Origin of the sequence: Bacillus sp. NPDC094064 (assembly GCF_050279585.1) — a bacterium.
Lineage (GTDB): Bacteria > Bacillota > Bacilli > Bacillales > Bacillaceae_G > Bacillus_A.
The window spans coordinates 115,965-139,886 of the sequence record NZ_JBNNUI010000013.1 but is presented as its reverse complement, the minus strand read 5'-3'; the positions used below and the strand labels follow the sequence as shown (position 1 = coordinate 139,886).

Annotated in this window: 19 protein-coding genes and 8 pseudogenes; 5 read left to right on the top strand and 22 right to left on the bottom strand. The window is 33.2% G+C overall.

All coding sequences use genetic code 11. The features are described 5' to 3' along the window. The first annotated feature begins 128 nt into the window (after positions 1-128). Positions 129-395, top strand: a complete 267-nt coding sequence (locus ACQKNI_RS23960; protein WP_260985602.1) for a YolD-like family protein — start codon at positions 129-131, stop codon at positions 393-395. 291 nt (positions 396-686) lie between these two features. Here the strand turns inward: ACQKNI_RS23960 and ACQKNI_RS23955 are convergent. Next, positions 687-1,255 (bottom strand): annotated as a pseudogene (locus ACQKNI_RS23955) (DUF4030 domain-containing protein); the annotation flags it as partial. A 780-nt stretch (positions 1,256-2,035) separates the two neighbouring features. On the opposite strand from ACQKNI_RS23955, the gene ACQKNI_RS23950 reads away from it, so the two are divergent. After that, positions 2,036-2,368, top strand: coding sequence for a DUF1904 family protein (locus ACQKNI_RS23950; RefSeq protein WP_088080345.1), 333 nt, complete (start codon positions 2,036-2,038; stop codon positions 2,366-2,368). Positions 2,369-2,574: 206 nt separating this feature from the next. On the opposite strand, the pseudogene ACQKNI_RS23945 reads toward ACQKNI_RS23950, so the two are convergent. The 11 genes and pseudogenes from ACQKNI_RS23945 to ACQKNI_RS23895 form a co-directional block, all read right to left on the bottom strand. Further along, positions 2,575-2,818, bottom strand: a pseudogene (locus ACQKNI_RS23945) (VOC family protein); the annotation flags it as partial. Positions 2,819-3,680: 862 nt separating this feature from the next. Next, positions 3,681-4,790, bottom strand: coding sequence for a low temperature requirement protein A (locus ACQKNI_RS23940; RefSeq protein WP_098253317.1), 1,110 nt, complete (start codon positions 4,788-4,790; stop codon positions 3,681-3,683). Positions 4,791-4,819: 29 nt separating this feature from the next. Further along, a pseudogene (locus ACQKNI_RS23935) lies at positions 4,820-4,891 on the bottom strand (IS6 family transposase); the annotation flags it as partial. 23 nt (positions 4,892-4,914) lie between these two features. Further along, positions 4,915-6,693 (bottom strand): aminopeptidase P family protein, encoded by a 1,779-nt coding sequence (locus tag ACQKNI_RS23930; RefSeq protein WP_088233289.1) that lies wholly within the window; start codon positions 6,691-6,693, stop codon positions 4,915-4,917. Then, positions 6,677-7,105, bottom strand: a complete 429-nt coding sequence (locus tag ACQKNI_RS23925) for a helix-turn-helix domain-containing protein (RefSeq protein WP_088233290.1) — start codon at positions 7,103-7,105, stop codon at positions 6,677-6,679. The genes ACQKNI_RS23930 and ACQKNI_RS23925 overlap by 17 nt, the downstream gene beginning before the upstream one ends. A gap of 445 nt (positions 7,106-7,550) precedes the next feature. Next, positions 7,551-7,925: an HsmA family protein gene (locus tag ACQKNI_RS23920; RefSeq protein WP_088233291.1), complete on the bottom strand. Its 375-nt coding sequence runs from the start codon at positions 7,923-7,925 to the stop codon at positions 7,551-7,553. 181 nt (positions 7,926-8,106) lie between these two features. Continuing rightward, positions 8,107-8,735, bottom strand: a pseudogene (locus ACQKNI_RS23915) (ABC transporter ATP-binding protein). Between the two features lie 529 nt (positions 8,736-9,264). Continuing rightward, positions 9,265-9,471, bottom strand: coding sequence for a hypothetical protein (locus ACQKNI_RS23910; RefSeq protein ID WP_088233292.1), 207 nt, complete (start codon positions 9,469-9,471; stop codon positions 9,265-9,267). A gap of 177 nt (positions 9,472-9,648) precedes the next feature. Continuing rightward, entirely contained in the window at positions 9,649-10,068 is a 420-nt protein-coding gene (locus ACQKNI_RS23905) for a hypothetical protein (RefSeq protein ID WP_427282710.1), read from the bottom strand. Between the two features lie 246 nt (positions 10,069-10,314). Then, on the bottom strand, positions 10,315-10,839 hold the full coding sequence (locus tag ACQKNI_RS23900; protein ID WP_255294759.1) for a site-specific integrase: 525 nt from the start codon (positions 10,837-10,839) through the stop codon (positions 10,315-10,317). Between the two features lie 14 nt (positions 10,840-10,853). Beyond that, positions 10,854-11,319: pseudogene (locus tag ACQKNI_RS23895) on the bottom strand (ArpU family phage packaging/lysis transcriptional regulator). A 1,094-nt stretch (positions 11,320-12,413) separates the two neighbouring features. Between ACQKNI_RS23895 and ACQKNI_RS23890 the strand changes: the two are divergent. Beyond that, a complete protein-coding gene (locus ACQKNI_RS23890; protein WP_088233295.1) occupies positions 12,414-13,553 on the top strand; it encodes an Ig-like domain-containing protein in 1,140 nt (379 codons plus the stop codon). Positions 13,554-13,932: 379 nt separating this feature from the next. Here the strand turns inward: ACQKNI_RS23890 and ACQKNI_RS23885 are convergent, their stop codons facing one another. The 3 genes and pseudogenes from ACQKNI_RS23885 to ACQKNI_RS23875 form a co-directional block, all read right to left on the bottom strand. Further along, on the bottom strand, positions 13,933-14,388 hold the full coding sequence (locus tag ACQKNI_RS23885; RefSeq protein ID WP_000597922.1) for a GNAT family N-acetyltransferase: 456 nt from the start codon (positions 14,386-14,388) through the stop codon (positions 13,933-13,935). A gap of 1,132 nt (positions 14,389-15,520) precedes the next feature. Then, positions 15,521-15,703, bottom strand: a pseudogene (locus tag ACQKNI_RS23880) (spore photoproduct lyase family protein); the annotation flags it as partial. Beyond that, positions 15,676-16,104 (bottom strand): ferritin-like domain-containing protein, encoded by a 429-nt coding sequence (locus ACQKNI_RS23875; RefSeq protein ID WP_088233296.1) that lies wholly within the window; start codon positions 16,102-16,104, stop codon positions 15,676-15,678. The pseudogene ACQKNI_RS23880 and the gene ACQKNI_RS23875, both read right to left, overlap by 28 nt. A gap of 230 nt (positions 16,105-16,334) precedes the next feature. Here ACQKNI_RS23875 and ACQKNI_RS23870 point away from each other — a divergent pair. Further along, a pseudogene (locus ACQKNI_RS23870) lies at positions 16,335-16,675 on the top strand (carboxymuconolactone decarboxylase family protein); the annotation flags it as partial. A 90-nt stretch (positions 16,676-16,765) separates the two neighbouring features. Here ACQKNI_RS23870 and ACQKNI_RS23865 read toward each other — a convergent pair. After that, complete coding sequence (locus tag ACQKNI_RS23865) at positions 16,766-17,236, bottom strand: sigma-70 family RNA polymerase sigma factor (protein WP_098882675.1); 471 nt, start codon at positions 17,234-17,236, stop codon at positions 16,766-16,768. Positions 17,237-17,670: 434 nt separating this feature from the next. Between ACQKNI_RS23865 and ACQKNI_RS23860 the strand changes: the two genes are divergently transcribed. After that, a complete protein-coding gene (locus tag ACQKNI_RS23860) occupies positions 17,671-18,000 on the top strand; it encodes a YkvA family protein (protein ID WP_088233298.1) in 330 nt (109 codons plus the stop codon). 63 nt (positions 18,001-18,063) lie between these two features. Here the strand turns inward: ACQKNI_RS23860 and tdcB are convergent, their stop codons facing one another. The 6 genes and pseudogenes from tdcB to ACQKNI_RS23830 all read right to left on the bottom strand — a co-directional run bounded on the left by tdcB (position 18,064) and on the right by ACQKNI_RS23830 (position 23,851). Further along, the gene (gene tdcB / locus ACQKNI_RS23855; RefSeq protein WP_088233299.1) at positions 18,064-19,065 is read right to left on the bottom strand and encodes a bifunctional threonine ammonia-lyase/L-serine ammonia-lyase TdcB; all 1,002 of its coding nucleotides are present in this window, start codon (positions 19,063-19,065) and stop codon (positions 18,064-18,066) included. Between the two features lie 106 nt (positions 19,066-19,171). Next, positions 19,172-20,755 (bottom strand): aminotransferase class V-fold PLP-dependent enzyme, encoded by a 1,584-nt coding sequence (locus tag ACQKNI_RS23850; RefSeq protein ID WP_280147520.1) that lies wholly within the window; start codon positions 20,753-20,755, stop codon positions 19,172-19,174. Positions 20,756-20,824: 69 nt separating this feature from the next. Further along, complete coding sequence (gene plsY, locus ACQKNI_RS23845; protein WP_088233301.1) at positions 20,825-21,373, bottom strand: glycerol-3-phosphate 1-O-acyltransferase PlsY; 549 nt, start codon at positions 21,371-21,373, stop codon at positions 20,825-20,827. Between the two features lie 136 nt (positions 21,374-21,509). Further along, a pseudogene (locus ACQKNI_RS23840) lies at positions 21,510-22,392 on the bottom strand (BadF/BadG/BcrA/BcrD ATPase family protein). A gap of 11 nt (positions 22,393-22,403) precedes the next feature. Further along, positions 22,404-23,561 carry an anhydro-N-acetylmuramic acid kinase AnmK gene (gene anmK / locus ACQKNI_RS23835; protein WP_427282709.1) on the bottom strand — a complete coding sequence of 386 codons (1,158 nt, stop codon included), beginning with the start codon at positions 23,559-23,561 and terminating at the stop codon, positions 22,404-22,406. A gap of 23 nt (positions 23,562-23,584) precedes the next feature. Continuing rightward, positions 23,585-23,851, bottom strand: coding sequence for a hypothetical protein (locus ACQKNI_RS23830; RefSeq protein WP_088233304.1), 267 nt, complete (start codon positions 23,849-23,851; stop codon positions 23,585-23,587). Between the last annotated feature and the right edge of the window lie 71 nt (positions 23,852-23,922).

Sequence of the window (23,922 nt, the reverse complement as noted above, 5' to 3'; positions counted from 1 at the left end):
GGAGGGAATTTGACGTGCGTTACTTATGGGAGACCCATTGTACATATACATGTGTACAATGATTTAGATATTCATATTCTTATAAGACTTGAAAAAATGTCTTGGTAAAATGGTCTCCGTTTGCGACAATGCCGGAACAATTTGCTGGTATCCGTGAGATCATTAAAGAAAAGAATAAAATAACGCGTCCAATATTAACACTAGAAGAAAAAGAACTTATTGAAAACTTATTATTATGCTCATTGCTTTCCGAAGAAGAAATATTGATTACATATTACGAAGATGGCTATCTGCTTACTAACTACATGACCTCGTCACTTAAGAGTCGTTGCATTATTGTATTTCATTTAAAAAATCTATCTGCCTGGGAAAATTTCTCTAACTGGACTTCCTGATCTGTGAATCCTTTTCTCTTAGGATAGGGTACGATTACTAATGCTTGTTCATCCTTTTAATATCTTCCTTACAGTAGACGCATTTCGGAACTATCAATGCCACATTAATCCCCTCTTTTATCAATATAACGATTATATTTAAAAATCTCTTGTAGTCGATCTTGACCTTTAGTGAATTCCTTAATGGGGTACCGCCAGCAGTTTGGAAAAAAACCACGCTAAGCAAAAAATACAATAAGCTGCCCATATGGACAGCTCATTTACATAATTATCGATATAAGAAGTAATCTGTTAATTAATTAATTGTCCATCTTGACTATAAATTTCAATTGTATATGAATCATTTTCGACCCATTTTTTTACTTTTGTAGTATTAAGTAAATCATCAACCTCTTTTTCTATTTTCTTTCCAAATTCTTTAGCTCCTGGATCAGATATATTTATAGTAGTATTTATAGGAATATTAATAGGCTGGTTCAATACATTAGCCTGTTGGATTGTAAAATTTTTGTATCCTCTTTTCATAAATACTTCATGAAAAATATCACCGTAAATTCTGTCCCATCTATGCTCTTTTTTTTTACAATATCCATATTTTTTTGACTAACATTAATTGTATAAGGTCTAATATCTTGGTTTTTTAACTGAGCATTAATCTCTTTTTTTACCTTACTTGCATTTTCAGTATCAGCTATTTCTAGGTCTACTGTTCTTGTTTTGTCATCTAGGTAAGCACTAAGAAATCCTTTTTTATTTACAACATTCATAACAATGTTCATAACTTTAGAATCCTCACTTTTTGATTCTTCTACCTCACTTTATTGACAAGCAGCACATAATAAAAGGACTAATAAAAGAGGTGAAAATAATCTCCTTGAAACACTTTTAGATGTGGTTGGATAATTACTTGATCTCTTCTCACTTTGATTTGAGAAAGCAAATAAAACGTCCTTCTTCAAAAAGCAACCCTCCTTTTGTTCTTCTATCACAATAAAATTCATCAGTTATTGGGACAATACCTGCATGTATACTACATTCACGTCAAGTTAACATAACGCAACATTATCAGTAGCAAGGACAAGGAGGAATCTTCCCCTTACAAGGAAACCTCCTCTCTTTGTTCTATCGACCTATGCATTTTTTTATACATTCCTATCCCGGCACGGTTTAAGGGGTCTTTTTTGTTGTTGGATTAATAAAAAACTGTATTAAATCTTGCATGCTCCTAGGGGTCACTATATATGAACACTACGTACCTGACTTTCTCAATGACCAACATTACTTAACGTGGTAAAATAGTATTAGGATGGGAATCCAATGTTATTAAAATTAAAGTGGTTATCAAGTCGGAGGAAGGTACCTTAGGGTGTCTTTTCTTTTTAAAATATATAAGCGCACCATCCCTTTCCTAATAGAGGCCTCCCCTAATACCTCCTTACAGGGAGAATGATAAGGCTTTTTTTATTTACACAATTACCGAGCTCTCAAATGTTTTAAATAGTTACAATACATGTATTGCTTCAATAACATATGATCATTCTTAATGAATGTCATTGAAATGTACCAATAGATGTTAGTGCAGCAAAATAAATTGTGTTATGATGTGAGCAAATATAAAGCTATCTAACGGAGGGATTCACATGCCACATGTTGTGTTTCGTGGAATTACTACTGAACAATTAAAACGCATAAGCAAACCATTAGTAGAAGAGCTCGCAGAGATTTGTGAGTGTGGTACGGATAATTTTACGTTGGAACTACCAAGTTCTACGTTTGTATTCAATGGAGAAGAAATAGAAGCGTTTCCTCTTATTGAAGTGAAATGGTTCGAGCGTGGACAGGAAATTCGTAATCGATTTGCCAAGGCCATTACTACATATGTAATGGATTTTGGACTTCCAGAAGTAGAGGTTGTATTTACGGTTTTCACAGAATCAGCGTATTATATTAACGGTAAGCATTGTGCAAGTTAGAGCTATTTGAAAGATCTTTGTAACATTTATAAGGGATAGAACCACATTGCCATCAAGCTAAGAAAAGCAAATATCCAAAAACAAAAAAATGAGCTCAATTCTCATAGACAACTAACTGTGAAGGGATAAATTTTTTATTTTTGGAGACATCAAAATATTAGCTTGATGGATATGTGGAAATACCCCTAAGTAACCTAAAAAACTCTAATGCCTACTTGACCATCACCAATTTCCCCTTGACTAGCTCCCGCTCATGGAAAAAAATGTCATGATTGTTCCTGGTTTTCCACCCTCATTACCAAAATAAAGATGGTAGGTACCTGAGTCATCAAAATTTACAGTTTTTTTCACTAAACGTAAACCTAATACACCTGCATAGAAATCAACATTCTCTTGAGGATGACCAACAATTGCAGTTATGTGGTGAATACCCATCGTTGTTTTACTCATTTTATATTCACTCCTATTTTTATTTCTAATTAGACATTTAACCTAAAAAAACATCTTCAATTTATCGATAATTTATATACGACTTCCAGGGTGTTTTTTCCTTTTTCTGAAGTTTTTTATTGTCTATAAATATTGGTCTCTAATTTTATTAAAAACACATTAATAGAGATTATTAACAATACCCATTACTAAGTTTGTTATTAGCCATTCGTAAAATATTAAGATAATAAAAGGGGATTGCCCAACATTTTGGATATCAAATTAAGTATTAATAATATAGGATTTCCAATTAATCATTTGAAATAGGTCAGAAGGAGACAAAGCTATATTTGAGGCTGATTATTGTATTTTTTACCAGGAAGCCATTTTAAATTAGGCATTGCTATTGAAAATAGCAAATAGATTCACCTTTATTCAATCAACGAAGTAGATACCTTGGCAATAAAACTACTTTTTCCCACTTACCTGAAATAAAAAAGTGCTCTTAAGTTTACAATCACTCTTACCATTAGTGCTGATATGTGATTACCTACTATATTTTTGGAATTTTCCTAAGTAAACCTAGAAGCTGTTTTTTCCCTTGTAAGCCAAGTTGGAAAATTTTGATGCTTGAAATTGTTCTTGTTTCGAAACAGCTTCATTAAAAAACTCTTTTCCTTCCTCAGTTAATGAAAGGTATTTTGTTTTCTAGCCCTGTTCCCGATTAATTAATCCCAACTCTTCCATTTTGGTAACCTATTACAGCATTTATTTTCTGTTCTGAATTAAATTTAGTCATAAAAAAACGCCCCCCAGTTGTTAGACTGTGTCTAACAATTGGGGGGCAGTTCAAGTTTTGATACTGGTTTTTTTATGCTTTTATTTATGTAGTTGTTAATTTAGCATAGATGATAAAAAATAGGGTTAATTGCCCTATTATCACAATATTTGGTACTACTACAACCAAATTAATAACAAAAAAGACTGCTAAAATCCCTAAAAACAGGCATAAATGATAAATTTTCAAACGGTGTTTTTCAAACCTGTATTGATGAAAAACAATTGTAGTTGACAGGAAATAGAGCAATACAGAACCAAAAACAAAATATAGGATAAATGAATAATAGACCTCATGTAAAAATAATAGTCTAATGGATGCTGCAACCATACTCAAAGACATAAAGATAAACAGATGACCGTAAATAATAATTTGACCGGAAGTTTGTCTAGACTTGTCGAGTTTCTTCTCCATGTTATCGAAATATTGCCACCACATCGAAATAATGAGGATAAATGAAATGATCGCAAAGCTTATTGAATCCCAATTTCCTTGTTTAGGTTGAATGACCACAAGAGTACTTATAAGAGCTTCCCCAAAGAGAATAATGGTAAATAGACCAAATCTCTCTAACAAGTGAGCTGTATTTGTAGGAACTTTTTCTAAACACTTTCTTCCAAGCAGTGGGACAATAATATCGATAAAAATTCCTAAATACAACGCAGCATATCGAATCCAAGAATCAAAAAAGACGGATAATAATGAAATAACGATTCCAATCCAAAAGTATCTTCCTAAAAAGAGTGCTGCTTTTTTTCGAGCTCCCTCTTCTATACGCTGGACAATAAGATATTGGATTGCAGTCACGGCCCTTAAGCCAATATAGCCAATTAAAAAAGACAGATAATAAGGATCAAAATCAGCGGATAAGCTTGATGTCATTATTAGGACAAAAAACATTTGCAGGATCAAAAAGATCCGTTGATGAAATAAATCTTTTCCAAACCGGTTAATAAAGATGGTTTGCCCTACCCAAGCCCACCAGATTGGAATAAAAATTAGGACAAACTTCACTAAATACTCTGCATGGATATAACCATCTTCAACATGGAGTAAAACATGAGTCGCAGCCGTCACCGCTGCCACAAATAACAAATCATAAAAGAGTTCTAACCACGTCACTTTTTTTCTTCCATTTTCGCAATCCCTCCTTATAGTTAGTAGTATGCTAAAAACATATAGTAATAGATTTCATCCAAACGCCAAGATAACAATGTGTTTTTGTTTTTCTTCTTCCAAATGTGATAGATAAGATTTCATCTGTATTCGGCAAACCTATTTATATTTCCCGAGTCTCTTCCCTTAACCACACTTTCTCTTCTTCATTTAAATAAGGAGCGAGCTTTATGTATACCTCTTGATGATAATTGTTTAACCATTGCTTTTCGCTCTCTGTTAACATATCCTTATTGATACCGGCTAAATCTATAGGGCAATACGTAATTGCTTCAAATTTCATAAATTGACCAAACTCCGTTTTCTCGTCTTCTACTACTAACATCATATTTTCAATTCTTATGCCGTATTTACCTTCTAAGTATATTCCTGGTTCATTCGTAATAATCATGCCTTTTTCTAATATAACGCTATTATTATTATTCCTTATGCTTTGTGGCCCTTCATGAACATTCAAGAAAAAACCTACTCCATGTCCTGTCCCGCACTTATAGTCCAAACCATACTGCCAAATAGGTTGTCTTGCTAATACATCTAAGTGAGGGCCTGTTGCTCCGTATAAATATTTTACTGAGCTTAATGCAATAAACCCTTTTAACACCAATGTAAAATCTCTTTTTTGTTCATCGGTAAGTTCTCCTAAAACAATCGTTCGTGTAATATCTGTTGTTCCATCATAATACTGTCCGCCTGAATCAATTAAAAAAAGACCTTCATTCCTAAGAGTATGTTGCGTTTCTTTATTAGCTTTATAATGCATCATCGCAGCATGTTCTTTATAACCCGCTATTGTATCAAAGCTAGGTCCAACAAATCCTTCCTGTCCCCTTCTAAAATCTTCCAATCTTTCTTCTGCGGCAATCTCTGTAATTTCTTCTTTATCTACAAAATTTTTAACCCATTTTATAAATTTCACCATGGCTAAACCATCTTTTATTTCACACCATTTTAAATTTTCTATCTCAACTTCATTTTTAATAGCTTTTAAATCATCCGTGATGTTAGGGCTTTCAATTTTCTTGGTATTACTGTTAATGGCATTATATAATATGATATTAGTTTTATCCGCATCCAAAATAACGGTATCTCCGCTTGAAATATTTCCTAAGAATGTTTGTATTTCATGATTCGCTTTTAACTCGATTCCTTCCGCTTCCAGTTCTAATTTAACCAAAGAGGGAACCTTGCAAGAATCAATAAATAAATAACATTTTTGTTCTGCTACGATTACATTAGCTATTACAACTGGATTGTTAGGCACATCGGCTCCTCTTATATTCAAAAGCCATGCAATTTCATCAAGTGAAGTTAAAATATAATAATTTGCTCCTTTATTTTTCATCTCTTCTCTTACTTCATTTAATTTTTCTACTCGTGATTTGCCTGCATATTTTACGTCATGGGTAAAAATTGGTCCTTTAGGAATCTCCGGTCTATCTTCCCACAGTTCACCAATTAAATCTTGATTCATTTTTAATGCGACTTTCTTTGCTTTTAGATCTTTTTCCATCTTTTTAACCATATTAATTGAAAAAACATTTCCATCAAATCCTACAATGCTTCCTTCTTTAAGAACGTCTCCTAGCCATTCTGTATAAGATGGCACCCCTGGATCTACCATTCTAAACAAACTGATTCCTGAGTTCTCAAGCTGCTTTTCAGCTTGAATATAGTATCTGCCATCTGTCCATAACCCAGCATCATTTAATGTAATAACTACAGTACCTGCTGACCCTGTAAATCCTGATATCCATTGTCTACCTTTCCAATGTTCTGCTACATATTCACTCTGATGTGCATCAAAACTGGGAATTATATAAGCATCCATTTGATTTTCTTTCATTAGCTGCCTTAACTTTTCAATTCTATTCCTGATATCCATTACTAATACCTCCATTTTCCTTAAGACTAAATTCTTTACTTTCACGCTTATAAGATAATATTTCTTCATCTTTCTTTTGAGAAAGTATTTCTATAAACCTTGGAACAAGTTGTTTATTTTCTAAATTTGTACTTAAACTATACTTAATAAAGCCACCTTCTACTGAATCCACTATTTCTTGTTCATAACTTCTTAAAACCCTATCTTTCCTTTTAAGTGGATGATCAAAAAAATGTGTTAAATGTACTTCAATAATATCAGCTAGTTTTTCAAGTGAATCAACTGCTATGGTAGTAAGCCCCCTTTCAAATTGAGACAGAATTTCAACAGATAGTTCGCTTTTTTCACTTAACTCTTTCAAAGTCATTCCTTTTTCGGTCCTCAATTTCTTTATTTTTATTCCTATATTCATTATTTTACCTCAAATTTCATTTTTTTGAATCTTATAATTTTTATTAGCGTAAAACGCAAGGTTTTATAAAATTCATTTAATTAACGTTATCATATATTCTCTCAAGGGTTCTGGTGCAAAAAATACTCGATAGAAACATAGAGTGTCAATTTCCTTTAAATCGCTAGCTTTTGAAGCTAATCCAAACGATTTATGAATGAAGAGCTGTTATTGATTCTAAACTAGATGAAGATATGAAAAGAGAAATATTTAATTTAAATTAATCCCTAATTATATTTGAATTATGAGTGTAGTAAAAAGCCTTCCGTGTTTTTGCACGAAAGGCTTTTCATAAGATTGTGTATATATAATAGTTGTATAAACACCGTTCAAGGTTGTTAAGTTTTGTCTGTTTTTAGTCATGATTATTGTGAGATTTGTTAATCTGATTTAATTTAAATCTATTTTATGAGTTGTTTGTCATTCCATATACAAGCCCTGAAATATATGGAATTAACCAAATGAACCACACAATTACACTAAATGTATGGAACTTTGCAATCATTTTTATATCCTTCTTCTTTAAAACTAAAGTGGCCCAAACAGCATGAAATAACATAAGTAAAATTGCCGATAAACCCGTTATCCCATGAAAGCTGAATAGAGAACCTTCTGAAGCCATTCTCTCCATTAATGTAGTCCCAATCGTATCGCATGCTAATCCAATCCAAAATATATACACATGCCAAGGTTTTAATGTTTTTTGAATTTTTTCACTCCAAACCCCAAATGAATAAAAAATAAGTGCAGCTGTAATAAATGTAATAGCTGATGCTAGCACATCAATCCCCCCTTTTCTAAACTCTCTCTTCCTTTTACGAGATTTATTTTATCTAAGGATTATGAACAGGGTATGAATGGAATATTACATTACGCCATTTAACTTCTGTATATTATAATTAACATTGATAAAAAGGCTCTTATATCTAATTCTATAAGAGCCTTTTTATCTTTACCTATTTTCAAATTTCATTTTTCCGTAGTAATTTTCCATCTCTAAGCGTCAATATACGGTCACATACATCAAGCATTTTTTCATCGTGCGTAATCATAATTGCTGCTTTTTTTTCTTTACCATCATTTCAACAACTTCTCTAGCACGTTTTGAGTCCAAACTAGCAGTAGGCTCATCGGCTAAAATCAAATCTGGATTATTCATAAAAGTACGAGCAATTGCTACACGTTGTTTCTCACCACCAGAAAGTTTTCTAGGATAATGGTTAATTCGATGTGTTAATCCAAAAGTTTTTAGTAATTCAGTTGCATATTCGTTTGCTTCAGTTTTATTTTCTCCTTTTAATTTTGCAATATATAGAAGTTGTTCTTTAACTGTTAAGAATGTTACAAGATTCACAAACTGAAATATAAACCCGATTCGTTTCAAACGAACCCCCGTCATTTCTTTTTCAGATACATAAATATTTCCTTTAGAAGAAGATAAAAGTGCACCCGCAATGGAAAGTAATGTACTTTTACCTGATCCAGATGGCCCAACAATACCAATGAATTCCCCTTCCTTTACATCTAGTGTGATTGGATGTAAGGCTGTCACTTCTATATCGCTTTCTACTTGTAAATTTCTATATACCAATAACTGTTACCATAAAAAATTGGTCCGAAGTGTACTTATATACAGTCCCTTTTTTGTCCAAATGAATAAAACTAAATATTTCGTCAATAATGTATATGAAATTAGATTTTTTCCTTGTTCCCCCTTGGAGATGAGCAGTTAGCTAATTGAGCTAGCTGCTTTGTTTTTTAACCATTTTTGTAGGAATATAATTTATATGCATAATTTCTGAAGTGAGATCTATACTATATTCAGGTCTTTGGTCTTAACATCTAAAACCCTTATTTCAGCCTTAGACCTAATAAAGCGCTCCTCTCTCTTACTTGGGGCTAAGCAGTTAGCTTTTGCTAGCTGCTCTTTTATTTTCTTCAATTGGTTACATTTACCTGATGTTTTTAACGTAATATTACATTAGGATATAAAAAAGTGAAATATATTGAGCTGTTATACCATTACCCTAGGAAACTAGGGTTTTTATTTCTACAAAGTGAAATTTTTATATTAATCTTCCTCTGTATATCTTCTTGATCTGCGCTTCAGTGAATCCCTTTTATACTGCAAACACTTCTGGAAACTGACTCAAACACATATCAATAATCGTGTCGTCTGTTGTTCTAATAAAGAAGTACTTAACCTTACCCATATAATCGTTGTGTAAGTAATAACTCTTAATCTTGTGAGGGGAGTTATCAGCTTCCAAAACTTCATACAGCTTGATTTTCGTTTCATCCATATCGAACATAGATAACTGCCCCATCCACTTAACAACTCCTTACGTATCAAATGAAATTTTATTTTTATCCTTGTCATAACCTTGACACAGTGTAGAGTTATAGTTCAAATCACACAAAAGTTGCTTATTGCTATTCTAGTCTACTTTGCCTCACTTAAACGGACGCTAGTATTATCCGAATAACTAAGTAAAGTTGTATTTTTAAGATGAAGTGCTACCTGTACCGCCAAGTAAACCACCAAGGGACTTTATCAACTTTTTCAATACTGGTGTAATATCTTCTTCGGAAGTTATTCTAATACACGGTAATTCAACTTGGAGTTTCGTCCCCAAAAGAACAACTGTAATTGGAACTGGAATTGAAACACAAAGAGCTTCTTTCCCATCACATTGACACTTATATTGCTGTTGTTGTTGCTGCTGTTGTTGCTGTTGCTGTTGCTGTGGTTGCTGTTGTTGCTGTTGCTGTGGTTGCTGTGGTTGCTGTTGCTGTGGTTGCCATTGTTGTGGTCTTATCCCTCTACTCATATCTATATTTCTGTTGTCCATTACAAAAGGATAAGACTCGTTTGGATAATATTGATGAAAAGAATTTTTGTATTCATAATGACCATTATTCATTTTTTCATCTCCCTCCCGTTACATCGTATTAACCTAGTAGCCAATAGGTTCATTGGAATAACATTATCATTCGCTCATTATTTTATAGTGAAAAGCTTCCATCACTTACCCATATCTTATATTTTGTGTAACTGCCCCTATCGCTACATCCCTTGGTATTTATGGCTTTATAAAACTTCCCTTTCCGAATTACACAACTCATAAAAAATGGGTAATTATAAAAAGAAAAAAATAAAAAGGATGCTGCTATATTTTAAATCGTGTCATAGCTTTATCCATTGCATCTCGGTTTACACCAATATATCTTAATGTAACTTTCTCTGATGAATGATTGAATATCTCCATCAGTAAAGCGATATTCTTTGTTTGCATGTACATATGGTAACCGAATGTTTTTCGTAATGTATGAGTGCCTATTTCCTTCAATTCAAATTCTTCTGCTGTACTTCTAAGTATCTTATAAGCCATGCTGCGTCCGATTGGTCTATTAGTACCTTCTCGGCTCTTAATTACATACTCACTGTCATCTCGTTCTTCAATGTACCAACGTAGTTCTCTCTTTAACGCTGGATTTAGTTGAATACGTTTCTGTTTTCCTGTCTTTTTTTCTCTCATTGAGATATGGCTACCTTTTAAATCACCTATCCTCAATTTGAGAATGTCGCTAATACGTAATCCCGTGTTGATTCCTATTACAAATAAAATATAATTACGTTCATTGTTTTCCTTCAAATATTCTTTAATCTGTTGTATTTGCTCTGGATCTCGAATAGGCTAGACAAAATTCATCGTTCGTTCCCTCCAATACTCTCTTCTGTTTCATATATTTCTAATCTAAGAGCAAAAGCTAGTTTATAAAAAGCATTAGATTTATTTCGTCTATATGTACGTTCACTCATACCAATCTCGTTATAAACCATGTAATCAAAAACTTCTTCATCCTCCAAATATCGTTTTACAATGATGTCCCTTTGGGTTTTGCTAAAACGACTTAATGCCTTATCAATTTGAAAAGAAAAACGTTGTAATTTCACTTCTCTTTCACTCATAGCAACATTTGCTAAAGCAACATCTTCAGCTGGATTTCCTATTATGTTTGTTGGACCATGATACCTCACCAGAGGCTGTGACCTTCATCTCGTTTCTAATCATCCCAAATTGTCTGTAAATACGAATGTTTTCTAAAATTTCTTCTAAACGAACCTGTGTTGCTTTTCGGTCAATTTTAGGTAAGAAAGTTAATTGCATCATATATATAAACACCCCTTATCTATTTTGTTAAAAAAACAAAAAGCGGACACCGAACTATAGAGCAATATCACTAATGCTCTTTATAGTTTGATGTCCGCTGGTTCTTCCAGTAGTACTAAATGTGTAATTGATATTATTATATCATTTTCTCATATTTTGGTAACTTTCTTATTAGAAAAGGAGTATTTTGTAAAAAGTGTATAAAATCCATCTTCATTTAGCAATTTATATCTAAAAGGAGTAATTATGAAAATTTTGAAATACATATGACTTAGCATTGGTTGGATTGCATTATTCGCAATGTGTTGGACTATATTCTTTCATTAAATACATCTACTCCCTGGATAAAACTCAATATTCCGTCAATACTGTAGATAGGCTGTTAGCCAGAACTCATTTAAAGTAGTTTTCTCTGTATCTCCTTGTAGGGAGCAGTTAGCTTTTGCTAGCTACTCTTTTTTATTAGTCTGATTATAAAATTTTGTTCTTATTTCTTTTTTACACCATATTCTTCTAGCCTAGACTCAGCTCATAGAGTGACCTCCTATCTTGAAGAGCACTTGTGCATGGTGCTCTTTTTTAGTTTCCTCATTTTTACACAATGCAATTTTTGTGCAAAAGATACACACTCAATTAAAAATAACCTCATATCATATCTTCTACCCTCTCTTTTTAGAATAAATAGCCTTTACAGATCACTTTCCAAAGTGCTCTAACTTTTACATATCAAATATCGTTTTTATAGAAAAATCTAATTAACCCTTTAATGAAATTTCACTATTGTAATCACAAACCTAAGTAAGTAAATGCATACGTGAGTTTCTCTTTCGTCCTTTCCCCACTAATCATTTGTGTTGAAGTTACAACTCAAACGGTTGATGAAGTGTATACACTAACAGCCGACGAAGTAACATTCTCACCTTTATCAACAAGAATAGACCTAACGATTGATTACCCTGCCGAAATGGATGGTTCCAAGTTAACATGGACTAAAATTACCCTCTATAATCAGGAGAACGATCAAGTCCAAACCGATTTTTGTATGCAACATATATTGATTAAATGTATTGATAAAGAAAGTGAGGCTAAAACAGGTGAACACTCCCCATCAATTCCCTCCCCCTCTTTTGTTTATCACAAAAGAGAAAGGATGTTACGAAAAAAGAAAACTTGTCTTGGTTTCTATTAAGATAGATCCCAAGATTTTATCTCTTTGTTCAGGTTCGAGTCACCAATTTACTGCGATAGGTATATATTCCGATAAATCAACTAGAGACATTACAAATCTTGTAGAATGGTACTCCAGTAATTCTTCAAGTGTAATAGTTTCAAATGAGGAAGAAACAAAGGGTTTGACTACAGCAATTGATACTGGGGGAGCTCAGATTTTTGCAAGATTAGACGGAATCATGAGTTCGGATAGTTTTCTCACCGTTGTTGAACCAGTGGTTCAAATGAAAACTTTAAAGGAATCCAATGATTGTACGTTGGATATAAAGAGAACAGTTTCTATGAATGAAACGATCAGTATGAATTTTCCTGGCAAAGCTTTCAGCTTTGGTAAGGGTATCTTACTCCTTGAGAATGGTGTTGTTTCCTATGATTTTGCTAAACAGCTCTGGTCACTCACTAAATATACTGTTGTACAGATATCCTCATCAATTATCAAAGATCAATACACTACAGGTAAACAACTGGCAGCGGATTACTGGTGTGTTTGGATGGGAATCCAAGGGGATATTACTGATATGGACATTATAGCAATGATGCAGCCAGGAGGGATCATTGCTGAATTCATTGAACTTGGTGGAATTTTCATTGTACAGGATACTAATACTAATCCAATAATTGTAACATCTCCTGAAGGATTTGAGTTCATTGGGGGTGAATCTGAGTCACTAACACAATTCTCCAGGCCTGTACAAATACCTTTGTCATTTGAGTATCTCCGAACATATTTATATATTAACTCTATCAAGAAAGGAGGTAACTCTATGGCCCTTGAAACGAACTGTCAGACTTGTACGCCTCCTGAAGGTTCCACATCGATCCTCACTGTGGATATACCAGGTGGTCTAGCTATAAATCTATTGGGGATTCATATCGAAGCTTGCCCAATCTGCGTTACAGTATTTACTGAGGGATCTGGTACAGCTACATCTCAGCAACAAGATATTGCAAATAATCTCATTAAGGTCGTTCAGAATTTGATTCCAAACATTCCTAGTGCTTAAAGGGAAATAATCTGTAATTTAATACGAGGCCTGACTAAAAAATGGTCAGGCCTTTTTTATTTTTTTTGGATTGAGTTTGGATATTATTAAGTTGATACGTTTAATACTATGAAGTTTCGCTCCTACACGACGAATCAGTATTCTAGATCAAAAGATCAGAACATAATTATAAAAAGAAAAAACCTTTTATGAATGATTATTCACAAAAGGTTTTTATAACATCCTATTATCGCGATTCAATATATTTAGAAGACTATTAAAAGTCCTCCAGATTGTTTAATTGGAGGACTTTCTTGTTCACAAAATTATCGTTATTGGAAGTAAAGACAAACTCTTCCTTACATGTTACTTTTAGTTTTTATTTTTTTACATTGATTTCTTAGTCATTGATATATCTTATAACTGCCATTTCTTTACCGAACCTGTCACCATTATCAACAAAACCTAAACTTGAATACAAATAATGGGCCCCTTTATTTTCTGGATGGTAACCCACTACTATTTTTTTTGCATTTGGTAATTTAGTCATTTCTTCAATCATTAAGTTAGTTGCTGCTTTCCCTATACCATTACCTTGGAATTTTTTATCAATCATTATTCTATATACCCAATACCCATCAAGTTCTTCCATTTCAGAATTAAACATTAAAAATCCTACCACTTTTTCTTCGCAATAAATTGCATAGGGTTTTAGAGTTGGTTCGAATTTTGATTGAGCTATTGAAATAGCATTTGGTTCAATATATTCTGCTTGTCCATCTGATAACTCTAATTCACAACATTCATACCAGTTTTCTGCATTTAATTCTACAAGTTTCACAGCGGTTTTAATCATAATTTTTCCCCTTTCCAATTTAGGGCACACCTATACCATTTATGTTAATTAGGTGTTATTCCCTTAAAATCATTAACGATAAAAGACCTTCCGTTTTCATAAAGAACGCCTTTCTCATAATGAATAGTCTCTAAATTTATAATTTTTAGATAATTTATTATATCATGTTTTCCTATCAAGTTATTCTTATAATTAAATTTTATTATTTTGGGCTAGGTAATGTTTTTTAAGTGAATACATTATATATCTAGTTTACATAATATTTCATTGTCGGGATTCAATGTATTTAGAAGACTATTAAAAGTCCTCCAGATTATTTAACTGGGGGACTTTCGTGTCCACATAATTCTTGTTATCAGAAGTTCTACCCTTTATGTTCAGGATGAAAATCTAATGGTTTAGTTCAAATTACGAAGGTCAGGCGTAGTGTTTAATATAGAGTTGGAGTCGGAGGAGAACAATGGAAGGAAACAATATCGTTTATAGCAACCGAATAATGATTCCATCTCCCGCCGAAAAACCTATAGCCATAAACTCTTTCGTGCCCAACAGCCGTCAAAAAAAACCAGAAATTGTCTTCGTTTCTAAGCCACAGATACGTGAATCGAAATATACAATTTTGAAGACCCCAAGGGCTCTGGGCATAGAGTGGCATTTGTCGTATATATACCATGATTCGAGGTTCACTCCTTATTGAAATTAGACTTATAACTAATTTTATGCTCAGGGGCAAAGCTTAGATTGGATGTATGCCTAGTAGCCTACTTAAATTCGATTTTGAATGTATATAGTATATATGTGAAGTTAACATAACGTCCCATTATCAGTGGTAACCAAATCCCGGAAAGTCATTCATATCAATAGTTTTCTAGCTTTCCGTTCCCTTCTCTGTATGTAAAATTTCATACATTCCTGTACAATAGTATTTGGCAGCTCAAACCGTTCTTGTAGTCTGCATGAAGTCCTGCATATTCTTAGCGTTTAAAATCTGCGTTTTGCCGTCAGTCCCCCATGCCCATCAAGCTAAGGTTTTATAGTACTCCCAAAACGAATTTTGGTACTAACTTGCAACAAAAATTCGTTCTAGGGCATTTATTTTTCTCAAGTTGACGGGCATGTAAGGTGAGGCTTATTATGTGAAATATTCCAACTTTGCATTTTGAAAAAACTTTTTCATATAAGAATAAAGATGATTTTTTATATCCTCCTCTTCTTCTTTTTGATAAATATATTTTCCGATTCCATATTTCCCCCATTTATATCTTCTTCTCTCTTCATCTAATAATGTTAATGCGTAAGTTTTTTTAATACATTTACATGTTCCCTATCTTTATCTAAAATATCATGTATTAACATATGACTTGCTGGATCTAAATCACCTTGTACAATTTCTTCTGATATTTGAACACCATAATATCCTTCGCCCTTTAACGCGCTACTTAAAATTCCTTCTATTGTATCTGGTACTGTAAATTGACCTATCAAACCTTGAACAGACCCAACGATTCCTTCATTATCAACTGGCACTCCTCCAAGATTTTGTATTCTTTCTGCTACTTTTAAGGCATGTTGTTTGTGATCTTGTTGTATTCTTTGAAATTCCTTTTTTATTTCTGGATCTTTTAACTTCTCTATATAATGCTCATAGGCATGAATACCCATGTACAGCCCTTTTAGAAAGGCATTTAATGTATTGACTACACTCTGTTTTTCTATATCATCACTTCCTTTTTACGTTATCCTTTTACAGAATTCGATGGATTATCCATATCGTGTGTGCAATACTACCAGTTAATTTCCTGTTATATCATATCTCTAAATCTTCGCTCCTCTTCCACTCACCTTGATATAAATATCATTTTTGTTTAATCAATTCCCATTAGGCTCATACTAACTTTTGTTTAAAAAATATGAGAAATGGAGCTGGATTAAATATGGAATTTTAAGGTAGAAATTCTACATAATCTGCACTTCTTCATTATAAGTATGGTTTAGGTTTATTTACTGAGAAGATGCCTAAACTAGCCGAACAATTTAATTCCTTTACAGAGGAATGCTTTAAAGAGGGCACCTTATCAAAAAACAAAAACAGTTAATTGCTTTAGGTATTAGTCTTTATTCTCAGGATGAATATTGTATCACTTATCACATTAAAGGATGTCTAGATCAAGGAGCTTCAGAACAGGAGATCTTTGAGGCGGTGGGAGTGACAGCTGCATTTGGTGGCGGTACAATAAGTCAGGCAGTAACTCTTGTACAGGAGTGTATCCAAGAGTTAAAGCAGTAATAGGAATATATTTCACGAGTTGATGTGTTGCTATCTTTACACAATAAATAAAAACGAAAAAACTTGTGTGCATTTTTTCTATGGCTAAATTTACAATTGTTTCAATCTCTTTCTCCCACGAAATATGTGACTTTTATACGTGTTTAACTTTAAATCTAATACAGAAGCACCCTCTTCGTACGTTAATTGATGTACGTCACATAGTAAAATAGCTTGTGCCTCTACCAATGGTAAAGTATGAATAATCTGAATTAATTTTTCATAACTATTTTTTGCAACTACATACTCCTCTGTAGATTCACTTGCTTGTATTGTCTCTAATTCCTCCGTTCCTACAAAAGCTACTTTTTTCTCTTTTCTAACAAAATCAATAAACGTATGATATGCCACTTTAAAAAGCCAAGATTTTACCTTTTGGTTTTCATAGTCTTCTAGATAAAGATACGCCCTGTAAAAAGTCTCCTGCATCAAGTCCTCCGCTACGTGACGGCTACGAGAAAGGGAAAATAAATACCGATACACATCGTTTATATAAACCTTGTATATTTCTTCAATCTCCATCCCCCTCCTCCTTTCATATATAACACGAATACGCACGTTAAAAAGTTGCATTATTTTTGCCTTTTATATTTTTTATTTAAAAAGAAATAACATTTGTACATTTTAATAACCGTTTACAATTATAAACAAAATTTAGGATGTTATAACTATAAATTCATAAAAAAGAAAATATACTTGTCAGTTCTATTATTTTCATTCCCCTTCCCCCTTATAAAATGCATAATAATACCTAAATCATCCACATACATTTTACTGTACATATTTAGGTAGCGAAATAATGTGAATCATTGCATAACTCGCATTATTTTATTTTGAACAGGTAATTTCCTATTTTCATGGAAATATACAATAAGAAAATCAATAAAATTGATTATTCCCTCACTTCTTTGTCTATCCTTTTAAAAAATCTATGTTTTTGTAAAAGGAGTGTTTATATGGAGAAACAGACACTTTGGAAAAAATTCAAAAAAAGCTCAGCAAACCTCGGGAAATCTAGTGTATATGAAAGTATTATTTTGTACTATACAATGAGAAAAAAAGGGTTACCTACTAAAGCAAAATTCATCATATTAGCCGCTTTATCTTATTACGTATTAACAATCGACTTCATTCCGGATATAGCTGCTATTATTGGGATTGGCTTATTAGATGATATTTTAGCAATTGCTATAGCACATAAATATGTAATGCGGCACGCAGACAGTGAAATTCGAAAAAAGAGTAAAATCAAAATGGAGTCATTATTTACTTCCACACAAACATAATAAAAAAGGAGCTAAGATAATTTCTCTTAGCTCTTCTTTCATAAAATTAATGTTTTTCAAATACTATTTCACTTCATTCGCTACAAAAAATTGCTCACAAACACTCGAAATACGCTGTAAGTCTACGTTCCCGCCAGATATAATCGCTACTACTTTTTTCCCTTTAATATATGGATCCACTTTCCCTGCAAGAAGTGCAGCAGTAGCCAGTGCGCCTGCACCTTCTACAACAGCTTTCCCACGCTGTAATAAGTCTTTCATCGCTACTTCTAATTCGCCTTCTGATACTGTTACAATATCATCTACTAATTCTTTTACAACTTCAAAAGTTAAATCGCCTGGTATTTTAACTGCGCAGCCATCTGCTATAGTAGGTGCCTCATAATGTTCTACAATTGTGCCTTTGTCATAAGATGCCTTCATCCCATGAACATTGTCTGCTTGAACACCAATTATATTAATGGATGGATTAAAAGATTTTAATGCAACCGCAATACCAGAAATAATTCCACCTCCGCCAATTGGTACAATAACAGTATCTACATCCCACATATCATCAAGAATGTCCAAGCCAATTGTACCTTGACCAGCCATTACTTCTACATCGTCATATGGATGTAAATATGTTTCACCTGTTTCCCTAATAATCTCCTCACATTTTGCCTTCGCATCATCAAAAGTTTCACCATGTAAAACCACTTCAGATCCATATCCTTTAGTTGCATCAACTTTCGCCTGAGGTGCAGAAATCGGCATAACAATTTTACTCTTAATACCGAGTAAATGAGCAGATAAAGCAACTCCTTGCGCATGATTACCTGCAGAACAAGCAATTACTCCTCTCTCTTTTTCTTGATCTGTCAGCTGTGACATTTTATTAAACGCACCACGGAATTTAAATGAACCCGTTAATTGCATATTTTCTAATTTCAAGTGAATTTCTCCGCCAGTTTTACTGGTTAAATAAAAAGATTTTACTAATGGCGTTTTACGAGCATTTCTGTCTAAAATGTTTTGAGCTTTTTTAATGTCTGCTATATGTAATGGTAGTTTTTTAGTTATCATACTAACACCTCTTCTAATGATTTATAATTTACTGTTTGTCTCATTTCTAAGTTTTCGTAAGTAATAATCCGTTTATACTCAACCAATTATGTTACAAAATCATTCCTCATATATGTACGTCATTCTTTAAAGTACACATATGCAAACAATTCAACATCCTCTTCATATCCCGTTCTTTGTAATGATTCAGGCATGCAATTTGGATCCAGTTATTCTTTTGTAAATACGCTGATTCATAATGGACAATATATCCTTGTAACGCTAACGCATCGCCTGTCGCCTTAGAAGACTGACCTTCACTTAATTGAATCGTAAGTATAATTGGCGCGGCATGTTCTTTAGGTGAAACAAGCTTTAATCCTATACTAGTAATAGCTTCTTCCATATAACCATATGTCTCTTTAATTTTTACATATACTTTTTCATCTTCAAATCTCTTCAATGCTTCTTGCAAAGCATAAATTAAATTCCATGAATGAGAATATGGAATGCTTTCATTTTCTTCGTACATACCAATGTCCATATAGGCCGGTAATGTCTCGTTTACTTTCACATTGTGATTATGAAAAACGAAAGATAATCCAGTAAACGATTTAATTGCCTTTCCACTAACACCGCTTGCAAAATATACATCCTTCAAATCTATCGGTATTGCTCCAATCGAACTGATACAATCTACACATAGTTTCACTGTATACTTTTTACATAAAACATTTAGCTCATCTAAATTATTTAACATTCCAGTTGAAGTTTCATGGTGAACAAACCAAAGCCATTCATAATTTCCAGTTCCCATTATTTTTTCTAATTCTGTATAAATAAACGGTTCTCCTATTTCTTTTTTATACGTATCAAAATGTAATTGCGCACGTGTTGCATGTCCCACTAATCTATTACCAAACTCCCCATTTGTTAATACTAGTCCTTTCCCTTTTAAAGAGCGTAACTGTAATGCGATCGCATCATTCGCTAACGTCCCTGTTCCTAACATGATTTGTACACGCTTTGCTTTTGTGATCTGAAGTAATCGTTTCTTTACATTGCCCATCGTCACTTGAAATGACTTAGAGCGATGCGAAATAGGCTTAGTAGAAAATGCCTTTCGAACATTTTCTTCAATATCTACTGGACCAGGTAAAAACGTGTATTCTTTCGTCATAATACCCCCAACGCTCGACTCTTCAAACATAGCAGGGGTAACATACATTGGCTGGAAAGCTGCTGCTTCTGTACCAACTAACGTATGGAAAGGTTTGAATCCCATTTGCTCATATAAAGGTAGTTCACGTGTTGTGGCTGAAATGAGTGCCAATTCATATCCATTTAGAAGCAAATAACGATGTAAAAAGCGAATTAAACCTAACAACGCTCTCCCATTTCGATATTCACGTTCTACTGAAAGCAAACGAATTTCATATACATTTTCTCCATGTTCTTGCAAATAAAAATCTAGATTTGGAATTTTATAATCTAACGAAAATGGTCGTTTTCCTCGCAACGCAACCATACCTACTAACTTACCCGCATCTAAACAAATTAAATATGTATTTTCTTCATGAAAACGATCAATACGAACACGCTCTTTCGTTTCTTCATGTTGCGGAATTTCTTCTACAAAAGTTTTATAATTTAATTTATGTATACTTTCAAATTCCCAATCTTGATCAGCAACTTTATAAATTAACCCCATGTTGTATCTCCTTTGTGCATTTAATAAAAATTATAAGTGGAGATAAACTCCACTTATTAAAAGTTCATTTCATTCTCGATTTACATATAAAATAAGTACAATTATAAGTGCACTTATAATTGTCGTAACAATAGAGTAAGAATACAAAATCATGCAAATTGGTAAACAAGCAATTGTAATTAACCCTGGCTTTGTAAATCCTTTAAATATTAAATACAATACAATGAAAATGCCTATAAGAGTAAGCGCTATCAAATAATCGAATGCGATGAGTCCTCCAATAAATGTTGAAATGCCTTTTCCGCCCTTGCCTTTAAATAAAACTGGGTAAATATGTCCAATGATAACGGCCAATAATGTTAACATTACGAATGTAGAATCTTCAAAAAGGTATTTTGCAATAGAAACTACGATTGCCCCTTTGATTGCATCACCTAAAAATGTAGCGATAAAATACCCTTTTCCATATACGCGCCCCATATTTCTTGCGCCAGGATTCCCGCTTCCTTCATCCCTAATATCAACGTTATGTCTCCACTTTGTTACGATATAAGCGGTCAATATGTTTCCGAATAAATAAGAAACCACCAAATACAAAAACTGCATACTATTAATCATGTAATCATTCACTTTCTACATGGGAATACATATACAATATTCAATGACTACCTATATTGTACGTTTTTAACATACATCCCTTTATACATTTTAACATCATATTTTTACAAATCATACCAAAATATCATTTAATTATTTATACTTTAAAATATAAATCCTTCATTAAATAATATGTCCCTTTCGCTGCTAGTTCTGATTGTGATACAAATGTAACTTCTCCCATACTTTTCCCACAGCATTTCTTAAATTCAGCATATATTTCAGAAACGAAACGTAATATGCTGCCACTTACTGCAATTGGAGTTGATAAATCAAACTGCATCTTGTTATAAATATCTACTGTAATTCTTGCTAATTCTTTTCCAGCTTGCGTCATCATTCCCATTTCTCGCTTCCTCAATAATGAATGGTGCAATTGCTGCAACTTTATCTTTTGAAGAGCTATATACTAGTCTTTTTATGTGAGACGATGTCAAAAGTTGAAACCGCTCTTGAATCCTTAAGCTTAATGGACAAAGTGTAACTCCTTGATCAAATTGATTTGCCATTCTCTTTAAACCTTGTAACGCAATCCAATATCCGCTTCCTTCATCTCCTAAAATATGTCCCCATCCCCCGCTATACTCGTACACTTCTCCCTTTTTCCCAATACAAATTGCACCTGTACCGCCAATCGTTAAAATTCCATCCTTCCCTCTTAAAGCAGCCGCATGTGCAATCATTGCGTCATTAAAAACTTCAATTTGTGTTCCGTACTTCTTTTTTAGACGTAATGTTAATTCATCTGTATTTGCTCCACTTATACCTGCTAATCCTAAACAAATACATACGCATTTCTCATTTATTAAACTTTCCCGACATTGATCAATCGAATCCATAATATGTGAAAGTGCGTCCTTATAATCTATTAATATATTTCCAAATCCACTCGTACCTCTTGCAAGTTCATTTCCATCTTGATCAAAAGCAATCGCCTCTGTCTTTGATCCCCCACCATCTACTCCAATCATATACTTCATATATGTTCGCCTCATTTTCTTCTTATTGGAGGGAAAGTTATATTCCCTAAAACTACAGATTTCTTTGCACCTGTTGCGCTCGGCACATTACTCGGATTACGATGATGCGTTTCGTTTGCTAAAATTGCAAATGCGATTGCTTCTTTCGCTGCGGAAGAATAGCCTATATCTTCTTGAATAAAAATTGCGCATTTTTCTTCTTTCAATCCATTTCGTACCATTTCAACAAGTGTATCATTATAACTTCCACCGCCGCCTAGAATCACCTCATCGATTTCATAATGTGGCAAAATAAATTCCTTATAATGATGAACAATTGAATTTGCTGTAAACATCGTGACAGTGGTCAATATACTTTCTTTACTATAATTTTCAAATCGTTTTAATAATTCACTTACAAACTCTTTTCCAAATTGTTCTCTACCTGTTGATTTTGGTGGATTCATTTTCAAAAATGGATGGTTCATACAATAAGTCAAAATTTCATCTACAATTACTCCCTGTTTTGCAATCTTACCATTTTGATCATATGGCAACTGAAATAACCTTTGACATACTTCATCAATTACCATATTCCCTGGGCCAATATCAAAAGCAATTACACTCTTATTACTTCTTTTACTTGGAATCACTGTAACATTACCGATCCCGCCAATATTTTGTAGGAGTCTATTTTTAGTTTGATGACGATACAAAATGACCTCTGAATATGGCACAAGTGGCGCACCTTGTCCCCCTGCTGCCATATCCATCGTTCGGAAATTAGAGATAACCGTCGTGTTCGTTTCGTATGCTATAACTGCTGGTTCTCCAATTTGCAATGTGGAAGGAATCATATTACCATCTTGCTTTGGCTGATGATAAATCGTTTGTCCGTGAGAACCTATTAAATCTAATTTTTCCAATGATACATTTGACTCTTTACAAACTTCCTTTACAGCGTTTGCAAAACATAAACCGAGCTTAAAATTCAAACTGCATATGAGTTGGACATTTGAATTTTCTATTGATAAGGATTGTTGTATTTCATTTTTTATATCGTTACAAAATGGAACAGTATTAAAATGTATGAGTTCGACCTTAGATTTTACACCACTCCCTTCTATATGGACGAGCGCTACATCTATTCCGTCTAACGATGTACCGGACATTATCCCTGCAATATACATAACGTGCATGCCCCCCCTATTCACTAAAAAACAATTATGTAAGTAAACAACGTACAACCTACAGAAAACACTATAAATCTAATAAACAACTGGACTTTCGATACAAATGTGCCATCAATGAAAGAAACAACAATCGTAAGCAAAACACTTGCTGCAATACTTGTAACGAGCCATATACTATGCATTTGTGATAGATTTAGCATCCTTAATAAAGGTACAAAAAGTAAATTTGCACAAATCACTCCAAATAATAATAAAAATACACCTTTATAACTAAATTTTATATTCATTCCATTTCACCCTCTCTAGACTTAATATGAAAGAAGTGATAGACAAAGAGCCTATCACTCAAAATAACAGT